Origin of the sequence: Maribacter sp. HS (assembly GCF_048059195.1) — a bacterium.
GTDB classification, from domain to species: Bacteria; Bacteroidota; Bacteroidia; order Flavobacteriales; family Flavobacteriaceae; genus Maribacter; species Maribacter dokdonensis.
Genome location: NZ_JAYLVV010000005.1, coordinates 353,193 through 373,160, shown reverse-complemented (window position 1 = coordinate 373,160; position 19,968 = coordinate 353,193). Strand labels below are relative to the sequence as shown.

Below are 19,968 nucleotides of genomic sequence, written 5' to 3'. Positions count from 1 at the left end.
TTAGGTTAAGCAAACTTTGCCAATACTTGTTTCATTGTTGCCGCACGTTCAGCCACCTGTTCGCCGGTCCAGCTTAGTTTAATTAGACATGATATTGTTCTACCTACCCAAGCATCCGATTTTGAAAAATCAGAATTTGAGTAGTCAGGCAACTGGTTAACAACCTCTTGAGGTAATTTACCTAAAGATCTTTTATAAGTTAAATGCTCCCATTTTTTATAGTAATGCCAATTATTATCAAACCAATAAAAACAAGCATCTACACCGGCTTCACCTAATGCCGTGTGTGCTTTTTTTGCCAATTCCGCAGTTGGTAGAAAGAACGATATAAACGAATAATTTTCTACGCCCCCAACCGGTACTCTTCTAAACTCAATATTTGGCAGAACACTAAGTTCTTCCCTTATTATTGCATAATTTTTTTTCTGTATGGCCAAGAAATCATCTAAGCGTTCTATTTGAGCGCACCCTACGGCCGCGTTCAATTCAGAAATTCTATAATTATAACCTAAAAAAGGATGTTCTTCAGTACCTCTATTATTTCCTACATGATCGTGACCATGATCTGAGTAATGATCTGCATTGGTTTTATATGTTACATTATTGGTGATAACGGCCCCGCCTTCACCACAAGTAATCGTTTTTACATAATCAAAAGAAAAACAACCCAAATCACCATAACTACCCAAGGGCTTTCCGTCAAAACTACCTCCTATTGCCTGGCAAGCATCTTCTAACAATAGTAAATCATGTTTATCACAAATAGCTTTTAATGCCTTTAGATCTGCCATAGAACCACACATATGTACCGGCATCACCACCTTTGTTTTCTCGGTTATTGCATTCTCAACGGCAACCGGATCTAAGGTCAAGGTATCATCGACATCAACTAAAATAGGTACGGCCCCTATAGCCAAAATAGACTCAAAACTAGCCACAAATGTAAAAGTTGGCATAATTACCTCATCTCCCGCTCCAACACCTGCACTAGCCAGGGCAACCGTTAATGCTGCGGTACCACTACTTACCAACTGTGCATAACCTGCATTCATTCGCTTTGCCAGTGCCGCTTCTAGTTCCAAAGCCTTCCAGTGGTTGTTACGCATACCGTCAAAACCATAACGCATTAATACCCCCGAATCCAAAACATCTTGAACTTGACTTTTTTCCTTTTCCCCAAACAACTCAAAACCTGGCATGCTATCTATTTTTTATTGTACTACAAATCTTATTTAAATTATCATCAAAAGCAAAGTTTAGCTTACATCATCTTTAAAAATATGACCAATGAAAACTATAAAAAGGAAATACTATTTAATTGCTCCCCTTAAATCCCTTATATCCAAAGGAAACCATTTGCTGAAACCCTTCATCGATTGTCTTTACCGGTAATTTACAGGTGTTATTTTGACATACATATATAAACGTATCCTCATCAATATAGCGATCCTTAAACAAAGAAATTTCACTTTCCGATTTACTTCCCACCAATATGGTGTTGGCAATATAGGTCTTGCTCATTTGCGATAACAATTGTTCAGCATTCTCACCAACTATTACAATTTCATAAAAAGGATATGCTTGCTGCAAAAGCAAAGAGCCCCAGGCACCATAACTAACGGCATGGTTCTCAAAATCTGAAGTTATCAATGCACCCATGGTTTCTGCTTTTTGCAAATAATCGGTGTTATACTCCAAATGACCAATTTTTAGAAAGTTCTGAGCCATTATGGCATTGGCGGAAGGCACAACACCATCTGAAGTATTAATGATACTAGGAACCAAGTCATTAGCTATATTATAGTAATATAATACCGAATTGCTTTTGTATTTCTGTTCCGCATTTTGCATCAGCTCCTTTGAAAGATCCAAATACTTGGTTTCCATTGTCACTTCAAATAAAGAGAATGCACTCTTTGCTAGAAACGCGAAATCCTCTAAAAACACTTCTCGCTGCTTACTATCTTTCGTATAAGAATGTACCAATTGCCCATTGGTATAATTATTAGCTGTGAGATAATTAAAAACGGAAATAGCCTCGTTTAAATAATTATCATCGCCAAATGCCTTATAAGCTTCTAAATAACCATCAATTAAAAGAGCATTCCATGAGGTCAATATTTTATAATCCTTTTTTGGCTTTGTTCTTTTCTGTCTTGCATGATTTAGAAGTTTCTTCCATTTTCCAAGTTTTTCATTCAGCTGTTCTTCATTTAATGTATTAGTCTGTAAAAATTCACTTTTTGAAATTTTATTGTTCAATACAAAATTCCCATCTTCCCAAACTTCACCATCTACAATTCCATAATATTGGGCAAAGAGCTCAAAATCATTTTGAAGCAAATCTTGCAATTCATCTTTCTTCCAGATATAATACAAGCCCTCTTCCCCATCGGTATCTGCATCCATAGCGCTAAAGTAGCCCCCTTGCTCGTTTCTCATTTCGGTATGTAAAAATTTAAAGGTCTCCTCTACTGCCACTTTAAATTCTTCATTACCTGTAAGTTTATACGCCTTAGATAACAGGTTGATCAATTGTGCATTATCATATAACATTTTCTCAAAATGAGGAACTTTCCACATATGATCGGTACTGTATCTAAAAAATCCACCATCCACATGGTCATAAATTCCACCATGCACTACACTGTTCAATGTCTTAAGCACATGATTTTTAGCATTTTCATCTTGTTCTAGCACGGCATAATCTAACAACATTATCAAGTTGGTAGGCAATATAAATTTTTGCTCCCCTTGGTTTCCTCCCCACTCATTATCCCATAAACTAGACCAGCTAGATATACCGTTTTCAATTATGTTTGGCGATATAGCATTAGCTATTTGATTTGCAGGTTGATTATACACCTCCTGAACACCTTCTGAAAGCATAGTGGCATATTCTTGCATTTTCTCCGGGTTCTTTTCATATTCGGTACTGAATTTTAGAAGAATATTTTTCCAATTCTCCTTTTCATGGTAAGTACCCAAAAAAACAGGGCTCCCATTGGGCATAATAATGGCATTCATTGGCCACCCACCAGTACCATTGACCAGTTGAAGGGCCGTTTGGTACACCATGTCCAAATCTGGCCGTTCTTCACGATCCACCTTAATACTCACAAACTTCTCATTCATTAATTTGGCGACCTCCAAGTCTTCAAAAGACTCCTCCTCCATAACATGACACCAATGACAAGTAGAGTACCCCACGCTTAAGACTACGAGTTTATTTTCATCTGCCGCTTTTTTAAAAGCTTCAGATGACCATGGTTTCCAATTTACAGGATTATGAGCATGTTGTAATAAATAAGGACTGGTCTCCTTTATTAGTTCATTGGTGAATTGGTGATTTTCACTCTCCGTACTTAAATCTGTATTCTTATTTTGATTTTTACATGCTAATAAAGCACCTGTAAAAACGAACACTAAAATCCAATTTTTAAACATCATAGATAATCAATAAGGTTCCCAAAGATATATTTAATTTATATACCACTTTACACCTGCATATTTTGAAGAATTCACCAGACCCTCATTATCAAATAAACAATAATAAATACTTTAAATAAGAATTACATAAGTCACTTAATTATAAAATAACATTATCGTAAAAAATACCGTACAATATTACCGTATCCCTATTAACCACTTGCCGTTTGCTTCATAATTACTAGAGTTCGCTTCATTTGTTTTACTGCCCGTAACAGCCTCAATTTATATTTGTTGAGTGGTGTATTCCTAGAATTGAATACGCCTAAATAACAACTTAAAACTTAATTAATTATGACTAAACTCAAAATGACATTCATTGCATTTATTGCAATGTTGGGGCAATTGGCCCACTCACAAACTTCTACCATTTCTGGTGTAGTTTCTGATGAAACAGGGACTCCGCTCCCTGGGGCATCGGTTGTAGTGACGGGTACAACAAATGGTACACAAACTGATTTTGATGGTAATTTCACATTATCCAACGTACCATCTAACGGTACATTATCCATTAGTTACATTGGCTACGTTTCTCAACAAATTTCTATCAACGGGCAATCTTCCATTACTGTATCAATGGAAATAGACGCTCAAGCTTTAGATGAAGTTGTAGTCGTTGGTTATGGCGCACAAAGTAGGGCTGCAGTAACAGGAGCCATATCTAGCGTAAAATCCGAAGATTTAAATGCAGTTCCCGTTGCTAATGCCACGGAAGCCTTACAAGGTCGTGCTGCAGGTATTTCTGTTGTAAATACAGGTGCACCAGGTTCAGAGCCATCAATCACTATTAGAGGTCTGGGAACCTTTGGCAATAACTCTCCATTATTTGTTGTTGATGGTGTAATTGTAGGAAACCTATCAGGCATAAACCAAAACGACATTGAAACCATTAACGTATTAAAAGATGCGTCAACCACTGCTGTATACGGTGCACAAGGTTCTAACGGTGTTATTATCGTAACTACTAAAAAAGGAAAAAGTGGTAAAACACAATTATCTTTTAATGCACATACCGGTTTTCAGCAGAACAACCAACGTTATAATGTTCTGAATACAGAACAATATTTACAATATGCAAGTGACGCTTGGGGCATAGTACCTAATACACCTTCTTCTACATCAGGCTTAAACACCAATTGGCAAGATGAGATTTACACCACAGGTCTAATTAGAAGCTATGATATGGCTGCCTCTGGCGGTAGTGAAACAAGTAATTTTAGAATTTCAGGTGGTTATTTTGAAAGAGAAGGTATCATTATCGAAACTGGTTTTCAGAGATATTCTTTTAGAGCAAATAGCGACTTCACCTTTGGCAAACTAAAATTAGGTCAAAACATGTCGATCAATTTCAATAAGCAAAATCCTGATCCAACTGGTATTGGTGATCGTTCACTTTTAGAGCATGCAATTAAAGCTGCCCCCTATTTATCTGTTTACAACTCTAACAACTTAGGAGGTTTCCAAGGACCAAATAGTGCGGGTGACGGACAAGATGCAGAAAACCCAGTGAGAATATTAAAGCATGGTAATGCCGTTAATAACACTTTTGCATTGGTAGGTAACATTTTTGCAGAGTATGATATTATAGAAGGATTAAAGTTTAAATCGCAGGTTGGTTTAGATTATTACAAAGGAACAAGTGATAGATTTATACCTTCTTACAATGATGACAGTTTAGGTGGTACCCACCAGCAAGCTTTCGCATCTATTACCAAAAACAACTCGGCAGGACAAACTATAATTTTCACCAATAGCTTAACATACAACACTACATTTGGCGATGCCCACAATTTTGAGGCATTATTACTTTCAGAAAAATTTGAAAGTCAAGGCACCAGTTTAAATGCCAATAGCAGAAATTCTGTTTCAGATGAAATAGATGAACTTTCTAATGAAGATTCTAGTTTACAGAGTACTTCATTTGAGTATAACAGATTGGGTTTTCTAGGTAGATTGAACTACAACTACGATGACAAATACATTGCCGCAGTTTCTTTAAGACGTGATGCATCAGCCAAATTTGGGGCGAATAATCGTTGGGGATGGTTTTCCTCTTATGCCTTAGGATGGAACATTGCAAAAGAGAATTTCATGGAAAACACCAATGTTAGCACCTTAAAATTAAGAGGTAGTTTAGGATACTCTGGTAATGACCGTATTGATAACTACCTATACAGTGCCACGTTGGTCAACAACTTCCTATATCCTATTGCTGGTTCCAATGCTGTTGGTACTACAGCCTTCGGACTTGAAAATCCTGATTTAAAGTGGGAAGAAACAAGACAACTTAACGTTGGTGTAGATTTAGGTTTTGCAAACGACAAGTTTACCGCAGCTCTTGAATATTATGAAAATAGAAGTGACGATCTTCTTATTAGAGTACCTACCTCTACATCTTTGGGTATTAATGAAGGTAGTCAAGTAAGAAATGTTGGATCTGTTGAAACTACAGGTTTTGAATTGAGTTTAGGGTTCAATGACTTTGAAGGTGACTTTAAATGGTCTGCAAACTTAAACCTTTCTACAAGCTCAAACGAAGCATTATCGTTAGGTGGTGTAGATGAACTAGTTGGCGGTAATTTTGAAAACCAGAATATTACAAGAGTTGTAAAGGGCGAATCTTTATTTCACTTCTTTGGTCTAGTTACAGATGGTATTTATCAAAACCAAGCTGAAGTGGACGCTGTATTTACTGCAAACCCAGATCAAACTACGGTACAGCCGGGCGATATTAGGTTTAAAGATTTAAATAACGATGGCGACATTACTTCAGAAGACAGGGCAATTATTGGTGATCCATTACCAGATCTTACTTATGGTCTAAACTTAAGTGCTGATTATAAAAACTGGGATTTCAATATGTTCTGGACAGGAATTTATGGAAGAGACCTTTACAACACCAACATCTATGACCTAGAGGGTATGCCAAGGTTATTTAACTCAGGCGTAAGTGTATTGGATAGGTGGACACCGACTAACCCGTCAACAACTATTCCTAGAGCAGGCGGAGCTCCACAAAACCTACAATTATCCGATCGTTTTGTAGAAGATGGTTCTTTTTCCAGATTAAAGAACTTGACCATTGGTTATACCATACCTAGCAATGCATTTGGTAGTGAACTATTCTCAAAGTTTAGAATCTATGTAAGTGGTCAAAACTTAATAACTATAACAGACTACTCGGGCTTAGATCCAGAAGTTGGTAATGGTGATTTATTCGAGTATGGTATTGATAGAGGTGCCTATCCACAGCCTAAGACTTACTTAATAGGTTTACAAGTATCATTTTAATTGTTAAAGAAAAGAAATATGAAATCGACAAAAATAATTTTTTCAACATTCGCGCTATTCACCGCTTTGGTGATCATAAATGCGTGTAGCGAAAATGATCTGGAACTGGTAAACCCTAACGGTCTATCCCCAGATACATTTTTTAAGACAGAAGCCCAAGTTCAATCTGCCGTCAATGCGGCATATGCAAATTTGCAAACACGAGGACTATACAGCAGACATATGTTTTTCTCACAAGACAACATGTCTCATGAAAATGATGGTAATCCGCAATTAGAAGCGGACAAAAGGCAATATTTAGATTTCTCCTTTGATTCTAGCCACGGTCCTATTGCAGACTACTGGGAAAGTTGCTATAGAGGCATCAACAAAGCAAATTTTGTAATTGGTAATGAAGAAGCTATCAACGCCATAGATGAAGGTTTGGTTAGTACCGCTACCAAGCAAAAGTTTATTGGTGAAGCTAAATTTTTACGTGCGCTATATAACTTTCTTTTGGTAACCAGATTTGGAGATATGCCTTTAATTACTGAAATACCTACAACTACGGTTGGGGTTGCCAAGTCAACTGCCGATGAAGTTTATGCGTTGATCATATCAGATTTACAAGCAGCCTCCTCTAGTTTACTGGACAAAAGTGAAGAAGATAATGGTAGAGCCACTAAAGGTGCGGCCATCGCACTATTAGGGAAAGTATACCTATACAGAGGAGAACATGCTTTGGCATTAGCAGAATTCAATAAAATTTCGGGCTACTCACTAGAACCAAATTATTTTGACAATTTCACGGAGGAAACCGAACATGGTGTAGAATCTATCTTTGAAATTGAATATGATGATGCTTTGGGGGCAAGTGCAAAATGGGACTCATCGGTTACGGGTGCAGGTCCAAACGAAGCTACTTTTAGAGGTCAAGAATATGGTTTTAATGATTGGTTCAATGTTTTTCCATCAAATGATTTGTTAGATGAGTTTGAAGATGGCGATGCAAGATATGCCGGTAGTTTTTATTCTGTAGGCGATACGTTTGCTGGCGGAGTGGTTACAGCCGAAATGTTGACTGCTGGTGACCAAAGAAGAGCTGGTTGGAAAAAATACCAGAACTATTACAAAGATGCCAACGAAGATCAAGAGTCTGGCATAAACTTTAAATATTTACGCTATGCAGATGTGTTATTGATGAAAGCTGAATGTGAAAACGAAGTAGGTTCTCAAGATAATGCTATTGACTTGATCAATGAAGTTCGTGAAAGAGCAACATTGGATGATTTGCCATACGGTCTTTCTAAAGCTGAAGTGTTTGAGGCTATTGTTCATGAAAGAAAAGTGGAATTGGCAGGAGAGCAAGTACGTTTTAATGACATTTTAAGATGGAATTTGACCGACACAGAATTGGCAGGGACTAATTTTCAAACCGGAAAAAATGAGCTTTGGCCCATACCGGATAGAGAAATATCCTCAAATGAAAACATAACGGCGGCAGACCAGAACCCTGGTTATTAAGAGAGTTATGTTGAGTTAGTTTAGTTTGATTGGAGCAGCATGTTAAAACATGCTGCTTTTTCTATATACTTGCTAAGAATACCTTATTTTGAAAATTAAATTTGATCCTATGAAATCATCAATTGCTCTTAGGCTATTTATTTGCTCATTGGGCTTATTTGTATATATAAGCTGTAGTGAAAAAACCAAGGCCGTTAATGGCAAAATTTTCTCAAGCTTAGATGCTAGCCAAAGCGGAATTGATTTTAGTAATGTACTTACCGAAAACGATTCCCTAAACTATTTCACTTATGCTTATCTATATATGGGTGGTGGCGTTGCTACAGGTGACATCAATAATGACGGGCTGCCAGACCTTTTTTTTACCGGAAATCAAGTTTCCAATAAATTATACCTCAATAAAGGTAATTTGCAATTTGAAGATATAACCGCCACTGCAGGTGTTGCTGGTGATGACCGCTGGTACACGGGGGTTACCATGGCAGATATAAATGGAGATGGATTTCTGGACATTTACTGCTCCGTAAGTGGAAAATTCTCTCCAAAAGAAAACCAATTGTTCATTAATAATACCGATGGCACTTTTACCGAGAAAGCTGCCGAATATGGGCTTGCCGATAATGGTAACAGTGTACAAGCGTCTTTTTTTGACTATGACAAGGACGGCGATTTAGATGTCTATGTTGCCAACTACCCTCCTACCAACTTTACGTCTCCTACATTCTACTATTCCTTTAAAATGAAGAACCCAAAGTCTTCAGAGTCCGATCACTTATACAGAAATGACGGCAATAAATTTATCGATGTAACAGAAGAAGCCGGTCTTAAAAATTTTGGCTTAACATTAAGTGCTACCGTAGGTGATATAAATAACGACACCTGGCCGGACCTTTATGTTTCCAATGATTTCAACTCACCAGATTTTATGTATATCAACAACCAAGACGGTACATTTAAAGAGGTGGTTAAAGAAGCTACAGCACATACTGCTTTCTATGGTATGGGAACAGATATAGCAGACATTAACAATGACGGCAATCTAGATATTTTCCAAGTAGATATGGATGCCAGAAGCAACCGAAGAAAAAAAGCAAATATGGCCAGCATGAATCCAAACTTATTTTGGGCAGTTGTCAATGCTGGTTTTCATTACCAATACATGCATAATTGTATGCAACTTAATTCAGGTATTTACACAGATGGCATCCCACATTTTTCAAACGTATCTAGAATTACCGGCACCTCATCTACTGACTGGAGTTGGGGACCATTGTTCGCTGATTTTGACAATGATGGCAATAAAGACTTATTCGTATCAAACGGAACAAGAAAAGAAATCAATAACAATGACTACTTTAATAAATTAGATAAAATAAAAATCAAAGAAGATACCCTACTCCAACTGAGCAACAGTATACCTTCAGAAAAAATAGAGAATTTCATTTTTAGAAATAATGGCAATCTAGATTTTGAAATGGCAAATGACATTTGGGGAATAGATTACAAGGGTTTTTCTAATGGGGTTGTTTACGCAGATTTAGACAATGATGGGGATCTTGAAATCATTACCAACAACATAGATGATAAAGCTTCGGTATTTAAAAACAATAGTTCTGAAACCAACAACTTCGTTACCGTAAATTTTAAAAGTGATGATGAGAACACTATGGGTCTGGGCAACAGGGTCTATGTTACTACAGATGGTGTAACCCAAGTACAAGAACTCACCTTATCTAGAGGTTTTCAGTCATCTGTAGCTCCAGAATTACATTTTGGTGTTGGTAAACATACCACAATAGACGAAATCAAAGTAGTTTGGAACAATGGTAAGGAAGAAATCAAAAAAAATATAAATAGCAACCAAAAACTAACTTTCGCAAATAAAGAAGCGACTAAAATAGCTACCACTACTACAGAATCCCCAAGAATATTTACTACGGATACCACCCAATTTTTTCCGGAATACAAGCATGTTGAAAATTACCATGATGATTTTGCTACGCAAGTTCTTTTACCTCACCAAATGTCAGCTTTTGGTCCCGCTTTAGCCATTGCCGATGTTAACGGAGATGGATTGGACGATTACTATATCGGCGGATCTGCAGAACAAAAAGGTGCATTATTTATACAAAATGATTCCGGTTTTGTACAACAGAGCAGTTCTTTTCTTGACGAAGATATTTTAAGTGAAGACACTGGAGCTCTATTTTTCGATGCCGATGACGATGGTGATAAAGATCTTTATGTGGTAAGTGGTGGATATGAGTTTACAAAAACCGACAATTTACTTAGAGACAGATTGTACCTCAATGATGGAAACGGTGAATTTACCAAGGTACCAGAAACCCTTATGCCAAATATCATTTCCAGTGGTTCTAAGGCATACAATGCCGATTTTGATAATGATGGTGATGAAGACCTTTTAGTTTTGGGCAGACAAGTACCAGGTAATTATCCTAGCCCTGCAAGTAGTTATATTTTGGAAAATATAAGTAATGACAATGGCGTAAAATTTCAAGTGCACAAAAAATTACAGCCAAATGCATTTAAGAACTTAGGAATGGCAACCAGTGCCGTAATTACTGATTTTGACCAAGACGGCCGAAAAGACATTATTGTTGTTGGGGAATGGATGCCAATTAAAGCATTTAAAAACACTCCTGACGGATTTATAGAAGTTTCTGAAGATATGGGGCTAAGCTCTGACACTACCGGTTGGTGGTGGAGTATTGAACAAGGTGATTTTGACCAAGACGGTGATATGGATTATGTAGTTGGCAATAATGGCCTAAACTATAAATACAAAGCAACTGAAAACGAAACCTTTGACATCTTTGTTAACGATTTTGACAAGGATAATAAAGACGATATAGTATTGAGCTACTACAATGACGGAAAGCAATATCCTTTAAGAGGGCGTGAATGTTCATCTCAACAAATCCCGGCGATAAAACAGAAATTCCAAAACTATGAGAGCTTTGCAGAAGCTACGTTAGAAGATGTTTATACTGAACGTTCATTGCAATCATCACTTCACTACCAAGTAAAGTCATTTGCAAGCGTGTACTTAGAAAATAAGGACGGTAAGTTTATAGTACATCAACTGCCCGTAGAAGCCCAAATATCAAGTGTAAACGAAATTTTGGTCAACGATTATGACAAAGATGGGTATCTGGATATTCTATTGGCCGGAAACCTTTTGGTATCTGAAGTAGAAACCCCACGTAATGATGCTGGCTACGGCTTGTTCTTAAAAGGCAATGGCAAAGGTGATTTTTCTCCTGTTTCAGCTAATGATAGTGGTTTGTTTATACCTGGTGACGTAAAGGCTATGGGTATCATACAAAAAGGAAGTCAAGACAAATACATTCTTGCAGCCAAAAACAATGATTATTTACAATTTGTAAGATGGAAATAACGAAAAGGTTATCGTTATTTAAAACATAGTAGAGACTTAAAAAAACTATAGCATTCACACCTTGTACTACATAGGGGGAAGATAAAACGAACCTATAATTATGAAGGTTACCTAAGGTTTTCTTATTTCTATAATTGAATGCCCAATCATATTTAAGCCTTTAAATAATTATATTTTTAAAAGCACCTCTTTTAATTAAAGTTAAAGTTTATGAGACTTAATATCGCAATTATAGTATGCTTAATAAGCTTAGCCACCTTTGGGCAGTCGCAAACTATTGCCGATAGATATAATTTTGTAACTATAGATGAAGGCATACCAAAAAGTGCCATTACGGGAATTTTACAAGATAACGACGGACTTATTTGGATTGCAACATATGGTGAAGGGCTTTACAACTATAATGGCACCGATTTAAAGGCATTTAAGCAAAATTCTACAGATAGTACTTCAATTAACAGTTCTATTGTGCACACTATTTACTTAGACTCAAAAGATCAACTTTGGGTGGGCACTAGTAAAGGTCTTAATCTTTACAATAGAACTTTGAACAATTTTACAAGTTATAATTCAAAAGGCATAAAAGATGTACCTGTTTTCTCTATAAATGAGAGCTCAAAAGGGTTATTGTTTATAGGTACCCAAGCACATGGCCTTTACACTTTAGACCCTAACACAAACAAAATTTCAGAAATTAGAGATGCTTTAGCTTCAAACGGCAGCAAGTCTGTCATTAATGCTATTGTTTCTCTACCCCACGGCAATATGATGATCGGTTCTAATTTAGGTCTATATCACTACAATGCAGAAAAAGATATTCTAAACGAACAAAAAATAGGCAACGATAAAAATAGCTACGCCATACAGTCGTTATCGGTTGATGAAAACCATAATATTTGGGTAGGTACTTTTTCTAAAGGGCTATTAAAACTAACTAGAAATGATCAAGGCGTTTTTAGTTCCCAACAATTTTCATTTACCGATAAAAGAATATTCGGTATTAAAAAGCTTGATAACCAAACCATAATTTGCGCTACTGAAAATGATGGCGTCTTTGTATTGGATACATTTGGAAATCCTATTTACAATTATACTTATGATAAGTTTGACCCAAACAGTATTAGATCAAATTCAATTTGGTCGGTTTTCGTAGACAACCAAGATCGAATTTGGTTGGGATATTATAATAAAGGTATTGGGGTATATGACAAATTCTACGATAAGTTTCAAGACATACAAAGTTTGCCCTATAGTACAAACTCATTACAATCTCCTTCTGTTACAGGTATACTTCAAGATACCGATAAAAATTTGTGGATCGGTATGGATGGCGGCGGTATTGATAAATACAATTTAAAAACACAAGAATTTCATCACCTAAGCGATGACCAAAATTACAAGTCCTTAGAAAAATTAGATATTCAAACCTTGTTCTTAGATAACGATGAAAACTTATGGGCAGGTACATGGAGCTCTGGTATCTACTTCCTACCTAAAAATGGTAACAAGGTCATCAATTATACTATCAATAATACGAATGGCGGTTTAACATCCAATAGTATTACAAACTTTGCTCAAGATACCAATGGCAAAATATGGATCGCTACGTTTTTTGGAGGCTTACACTCCTTTGACCCAGGAACCAGACTTTTTAATAATCATGCTGACGCCTCATTTAACACGTCACTTGGCAAAGAAGGACATATACGATCAATTCTTATAGACGATAATGATCATATTTGGATCGGTGGTCCTTATGGCCTTCTAAAAGCCTATAAAAACAATGAAGAAAAATTTGTAACTCAGGTTTTTAATGAAATTATTACGGGTGACAGCTCGGTAGAAAACAATATTAATTCAAGAGCACTCTTTCAGGATAGCCAAAAGAATATCTGGTTAGGCACCTATGAAAAAGGTGTTTGCAAAATCAATAGCAAACAGAATACCATTGAATGGTTCAATACTAAAAACGGTCTTGAACTTGAAAATGTTTCATCGATCATAGAAGATAATAATGGAAATATTTGGATTGGTGGAGATAGTGGCCTATCCATGATAGATACCAATATGAATGAAATCTTCAACTACAACAAAGAAGATGGTTTACTCGCCAATAACTTTAATTATAACGCCGTAACCAAAGACAATGACGGACTCCTATATTTTGGCAATTACGAAGGCATAGACTATTTCAACCCTTCGAACATTTTAAAAAACGGTCATGAACCTAGAGTCTACTTTACAGACTTAAAATTATTCAACACATCTGTAAAACCAAATGATACAGATTCACCGATACAAAAAAACATAGACCAAGTAGAACATTTAACCTTAAATGCCAAACAGTATGTCTTTACCCTAGAATTTGCAGCTATTAATTTTACCAGGGCCAACAACAATAATTACGCGTACTATCTAGAAGGTTTAGAGGATAATTGGAACTATGTAGGTAACAATAGAACCGCCACCTACACCAACCTCTATCCCGGCGATTATGTTTTTCATGTAAAAGCCTCCAACAATGATGGGGTTTGGACAGAAAGCCCCTTGCAATTACCAATTACCATACTCGCTCCGTGGTGGGCTACCAAATGGGCCGTTGGTGCCTACGTACTTTTCATTATAGGTTTGGTATATATTATTAATTGGTATTTGAACAAACGAAGGGAAGAACGCAGAATTATTCAATTAGAAAGATCACAACGTCAACAAGAAGAACTTCTAAATGAAAAGAAAATTCAATTTTTCACCAACATTTCGCACGAGTTTAGAACTCCCCTTACCTTGATTATGAATCCTATCATGGATATCATGGAAACCAATAATTACAAGCTCAACAAAGGGTTGAAAGAAAAACATAGAATAATATACCGGAATGCACAACGTCTAAAAAATTTAATTGACGAGCTGATGGATTTTAGAAAACTGCATTTACATAAAATGACATTGAATTCTTCTAAGATAAATGCCTATAAGTTTGTAAAGGAAATCACAAAGCACTTTGAAGAAGAGGCCTTTGAAAAAAATATATTGCTCAGTACAGAAACGGATGACAATATTGAAATGGATTTTTGGGGAGACCCCGGTTTACTTGAAAAGGTCATTTTCAATTTGTTATCAAATTCATTTAAGGCTACACCGGAAAACGGCGTTATAACCTTAGGTATTTATGCCCACATGCATAAGGTAGTTTTCCCGCTTTTAAATGATTCTACTCCCCGAAATGCATTGGAAATCAGTATTGAAGATACCGGATCGGGAATTAACAAAGAGGATATAGAGCATATATTCAAACGATTCTATCAAGCATCTGATAAAACGCAACAGTATTTTGGCAGCTCAGGTACAGGAATTGGTCTAGAGCTTGTACAAAGCTTTGTACAACTCCATAAAGGAATGGTTGAAGTAGAAAGTGAAGTCGGTCAAGGCACCAAATTCACCTTATTGTTTCCTCTAGGCAAGGACCACTTAGACTCATCAGAACTAAGTATCCCTACCGGTAAAGCAAATAAGGATATTGAGGAAGAATATGCTATGGAAGATGTTTCATCTAATGCGCTATTTGATCTTGAAACTGAGAACAAAAAGACAATTTTAATAGTAGAAGACAACACCGAGTTAAGAATCTATTTAAAGAACAAACTAAGAGCTGATTATACCGTTGTAGAGGCAGAAAACGGTAAAATAGGATTACAAATCGCGCTAAAAGGAATTCCCGACATTATCATTACAGATGTAATTATGCCAGAAATGGATGGTTTTGAATTCTGTAAACAAATAAAGGAAGATTTAAAGACCAGTCACATACCTGTAATTATGCTTACAGCTAAAGCAATGAGCAGTGACAAAATTAAGGGTATAGATTCTGGTGCAGATGCCTACCTCAACAAACCGTTTGAAATGAAACTGTTGAAGTCTTACATTAATAGGCTTATAGAAAGCAGACAGCAATTCTTAGAGAACAATATTAACGACAAGAATAAAATCACCCTTTTAGATAACACCTCTAATTTAGATAAAACCTTTATGCAAAAGGTGTTAGACTACGTAAATGAAAACCTGGGAGAGCCCGATCTTAATGTAGAACATTTGGCAGATGACATGTCATTGAGCAGAAGTCAACTTTATAGAAAAATAAAGGCCATAACCGGTATGACGGCTAATGAACTAATTAGAAAAATCCGTTTAAAGAAAGCAAAACAGATGATTGAAAGCGGTAGCGACTCCATTAGCGAAGTTGGTTTTAAAGTTGGTTTTTCATCTGCATCCTACTTTAGCAAATGTTTTAAAAATGAATTTGGAATTCTACCTACAGAATTAAAAAGTACTACTTAACTTTTATCCTTCTAGTTGCGTTTTAAGCAAATTATCATTTTTGCAATTTAAAGACCTACAATCATCAAAATGTCCGCAATTACTAGTGTCAACTGATAATAATGCAACAATTTTAGCATCTAATGCGCCATAAATTCTAATGGAACTTAATTGCCAATTGTATTTTTAGAGTCTGTTCAAAAACTAAAAATCAATTATGTTCCATATGAAAAACAACCCATCAGCTCTATTTAAAAAAATCAAAAATCTGTCTTTTATTGCCCTTCTTTTTCTAATGGTAAATTGTGCAGATCAAAAACCTGCTTTACCAGAAACAAAAGAAGTTTCCTTAAAAGAATCCTTTGCAGATAACTTTCTAATTGGTGCAGCTGTAAATGATGCACTAATTTCATTAAAAGATAGTCTTGGCGCCAACCTAATAAAAAAGGAATACAATACCATTACGCCAGAAAATTCAATGAAATGGATGTATATGGAACCCCAACAAGGCGTATTTGAATTTAAAACTGCTGACCGTTATATAGATTTCAGTACTAAAAACAATATAGCCTTCATTGGCCATAATTTGGTTTGGCATAGTCAATTGGCAGAATGGGTAGAGAAGATAACATCTGCAGAAGAATTGAATGCCAGTTTAAAAAATCACGTGCAGACCATAGCTGCTAGGTATACAGGTAAAATTCACGGTTGGGATGTAGTCAACGAAGCTCTAAACGAAGACGGCACATTGCGTAATTCATTATTTCTAGAAAAGCTAGGTCCAGATTATTTAGTGAACTCTTTTAAATGGGCAGAAGAAGCCGACCCAAAAGCGGAGCTATATTACAATGACTACAACATGACCCATGTAGAAAAAAGAAAAGGAGCTATTGAATTGGTAAAAATGCTGCAAAAGGAAGGTGTTAAAATCGATGGTATTGGCATGCAAGCGCATTGGGGATTAGAAGACCCAACACTAGAACAAATAGAAACGAGCATTTTAGCTTATGCAGATTTAGGGATTAAAGTGATGATGACCGAGTTGGACATCACCGTATTACCTAACCCTTGGGATCTGGAAGGCGCAGAGGTAAGCCAAAATTTTGAAGGCAGTGAACATATGAATCCGTATACCGATCAATTACCCGATAGTGTAGCCACTCAATTGGCAAAACGCTACAAAGATATTTTTGAGCTTTTTGTGAAACATAGCGATAAGATCAGCAGGGTTACCTTTTGGGGTATTAATGACGGTCACTCTTGGCTAAATAACTGGCCCATTGAAAAAAGAACCAATTACCCATTGTTATTTGACCGTTCATATCAACCTAAAGCGGCATACCATAGCGTTTTGGAAATTAAGCAAGACAGCACTCATTAAACATTATAACCAAACAACTTTAAATGAACAACGAACATAAAGTATCTTTAAAAGAGAAAATAGGTTACTCCTTGGGGGATCTATCGGCAAACTTGGTTTTTCAAACCTTGGTAACCTATTTGGCATATTTTTACACGGATATCTACGGTCTAGAAACCAATGATGCATCATTGATTATATTCATCGTAGGTATGCTTGCGGCATTTGCGTTTAATCCGATCGTAGGAGCCTTAGCGGATAGAACCAGAAGCAAATGGGGCAAATTTAGACCATGGATCCTATTTACCTCGGTTCCGTTGGGTGTAGTAGCACTATTAGCTTTTAGCACACCAGATTTTAGTTATACGGGTAAAGTGGTCTATGCAGCGGTAACCTACACCCTACTCCTGTTACTTTATGCGGCCAATAATTTGCCCTATGCCGCCTTGAGCGGTGTTATTACGGGCAGTATGAAAGAGCGTAACAGCATTTCTTCTTTTCGATTTGTTGCCGTAATGTTCGCCCAGTTCTTTGTTCAGGTTTTTATGCTGCCTATTATTCAATATGCTGGTAATGGCAACAAGGCCGTAGGTATAGAAATTGTCATGACCTATTTGGCGATCATTGGCACGGTAATGTTACTAATTACTTTTTTTACCACTAAAGAAAGGGTCATACCAACAGTGGAACAAAAATCCAGCTTTAAAGAGGATTTAGGTGACTTAATGAAGAACAGACCTTGGATCATCATGTTAGTGATGACCACACTTGTATTTATCACATTGGCCATGAAGGGCGGATCCTATGTCTATTATTTCGAAAATTATGTAGATGCCAATAGTTTGGAAACTTTCATAGGTCCATTACTGAATAGTTTAAAATCCGTTGGGATTAATTTCTTTGGAGATGATCCAATATCCGCTGGTTTTGGACTGTTCAATGCCGGAGGAATTATTTTCATGATCGTTGGCATTTCACTTTCTAAAGCTTTAGCGGATAAATATGGTAAACGCGATGTTTTTGGTTCTGCCTTATTCGTGTCAACCTTATTCATAGCGGTATTCTATTTTTTCCCCGCTACTTCTGTAGAACTTATGTTTCTATCCCAAATACTTCATGGTTTCTTTTATGGAATAACCATACCGCTTTTATGGGCTATGATAGCAGATGTGGCCGACTATTCCGAATGGAAAAATAACAGACGTGCAACAGCCATCATTTTCTCTGCCATGATGATCGGGCTTAAACTGGGATTAACCATAGGCAGCTCTCTGGTAACTTGGATATTGGGACTCTACAATTACATCCCAAAGAAATTTGCCGCTACAGAAACAGTTGTACAGCCAGACAGCGCTATTGAGGGAACAAAAATGCTGGTAAGTATTTATCCTGCCATATCATTTTTTATTGCCATTGCCCTATTATTTCTGTATGAAATCAATAAGAAAATGGAAAACCAAATAGAACAAGATTTAATAACAAGAAGAAAAGCTTAATTATGCCTGAAGAAAGTATAGATCATATTGACTTTGACGAATTGAACAAAAACGCGGTTTCTCAACCTTTGGTGAAACACATTTACACTGCAGATCCATCTGCCCATTATTTTAATGGCAAAATATATATTTATCCATCGCATGATATAGAATCAGATATTCCATTTGATGATTTAGGAAGCCATTTTGCCATGGAAGATTACCATGTGCTTTCTATGGATAGCATTGACAGTGAAGCTACGGATCACGGAATTGCGTTGCATGTTGATGATGTAGCCTGGGCAGAAAAGCAAATGTGGGCTCCAGATGCCGCACATAAAGATGGTACATATTACTTGTATTTTCCTGCAAAAAAGGCTGATGGAATATTTCAAATAGGTGTTGCGGTTTCTGATAGTCCTACTGGTCCGTTTAAGGCGCAACCAGAAGCAATTAAAGGAAGTTATTCTATAGACCCAGCCGTTTTTGAAGATGAAGACGGCTCTTATTACCTATATTTTGGAGGTATTTGGGGCGGACAGTTACAGAAATACAGAAACAATACCTACAATAAGGACAATGAATTGCCTACACCAAACGAACCGGCTTTATTGCCCATAGTTGCAAAACTTACAGATGACCTCTTGGAGTTTGCCGAAGAGCCTAAGGAAATTCAAATATTGGATGCCGAAGGAAACCTATTGCTAGAAGCCGATAATGACCGTCGGTTTTTTGAAGCTTCATGGATGCATAAGTATAATGGCAAATACTATTTTTCATACTCTACAGGTGACACTCATTTCATTTGTTATGCTATTGGTGATACTCCGTATGGTCCTTTTACGTATGGAGGTAGAATTCTGGAGCCTGTGGTTGGTTGGACTTCCCATCACTCAATTTGCGCTATAAAAGACAAGTATTATTTATTCTATCATGACAGTAGTCTCTCTCGTGGTGTTACCCACCTACGTTCGGTTAAAATGATTGAAATAGAACACCAACCAGATGGACATATAAAAACAATATCACCCTATACTAACTAACCGGAACTATACGTGAACATTAAGTACCCATTGTTGAAAGTTTACATTTCAGCAATGGGTACTTCTTTTTTGTTA

General features: G+C 36.6%; 9 protein-coding genes. 7 read left to right on the top strand and 2 right to left on the bottom strand.

Annotation, left to right across the window (positions count from 1 at the left end; all coding sequences use genetic code 11):
- Positions 1-5: 5 nt before the first annotated feature.
- On the bottom strand, positions 6-1,199 hold the full coding sequence (locus VBZ51_RS14435; RefSeq protein ID WP_416577387.1) for a DegT/DnrJ/EryC1/StrS family aminotransferase: 1,194 nt from the start codon (positions 1,197-1,199) through the stop codon (positions 6-8).
- 115 nt (positions 1,200-1,314) lie between these two features.
- On the bottom strand, positions 1,315-3,450 hold the full coding sequence (locus VBZ51_RS14430) for a thioredoxin domain-containing protein (RefSeq protein WP_416577386.1): 2,136 nt from the start codon (positions 3,448-3,450) through the stop codon (positions 1,315-1,317).
- 333 nt (positions 3,451-3,783) lie between these two features.
- Here VBZ51_RS14430 and VBZ51_RS14425 point away from each other — a divergent pair, with 333 nt between their 5' ends.
- The 7 genes from VBZ51_RS14425 to VBZ51_RS14395 all read left to right on the top strand — a co-directional run bounded on the left by VBZ51_RS14425 (position 3,784) and on the right by VBZ51_RS14395 (position 19,893).
- A complete protein-coding gene (locus tag VBZ51_RS14425) occupies positions 3,784-6,780 on the top strand; it encodes a SusC/RagA family TonB-linked outer membrane protein (protein ID WP_416577385.1) in 2,997 nt (998 codons plus the stop codon).
- An 18-nt stretch (positions 6,781-6,798) separates the two neighbouring features.
- The gene (locus VBZ51_RS14420) at positions 6,799-8,283 is read left to right on the top strand and encodes a RagB/SusD family nutrient uptake outer membrane protein (protein ID WP_074673456.1); all 1,485 of its coding nucleotides are present in this window, start codon (positions 6,799-6,801) and stop codon (positions 8,281-8,283) included.
- 109 nt (positions 8,284-8,392) lie between these two features.
- A complete protein-coding gene (locus VBZ51_RS14415) occupies positions 8,393-11,701 on the top strand; it encodes a VCBS repeat-containing protein (RefSeq protein ID WP_416577384.1) in 3,309 nt (1,102 codons plus the stop codon).
- A gap of 210 nt (positions 11,702-11,911) precedes the next feature.
- On the top strand, positions 11,912-16,036 hold the full coding sequence (locus VBZ51_RS14410) for a two-component regulator propeller domain-containing protein (protein ID WP_416577383.1): 4,125 nt from the start codon (positions 11,912-11,914) through the stop codon (positions 16,034-16,036).
- 205 nt (positions 16,037-16,241) lie between these two features.
- Complete coding sequence (locus VBZ51_RS14405; RefSeq protein ID WP_416577382.1) at positions 16,242-17,396, top strand: endo-1,4-beta-xylanase; 1,155 nt, start codon at positions 16,242-16,244, stop codon at positions 17,394-17,396.
- 23 nt (positions 17,397-17,419) lie between these two features.
- Positions 17,420-18,871 (top strand): MFS transporter, encoded by a 1,452-nt coding sequence (locus tag VBZ51_RS14400; RefSeq protein WP_416577381.1) that lies wholly within the window; start codon positions 17,420-17,422, stop codon positions 18,869-18,871.
- A gap of 2 nt (positions 18,872-18,873) precedes the next feature.
- On the top strand, positions 18,874-19,893 hold the full coding sequence (locus VBZ51_RS14395) for a glycoside hydrolase family 43 protein (RefSeq protein ID WP_091605061.1): 1,020 nt from the start codon (positions 18,874-18,876) through the stop codon (positions 19,891-19,893).
- Positions 19,894-19,968: the final 75 nt, after the last annotated feature.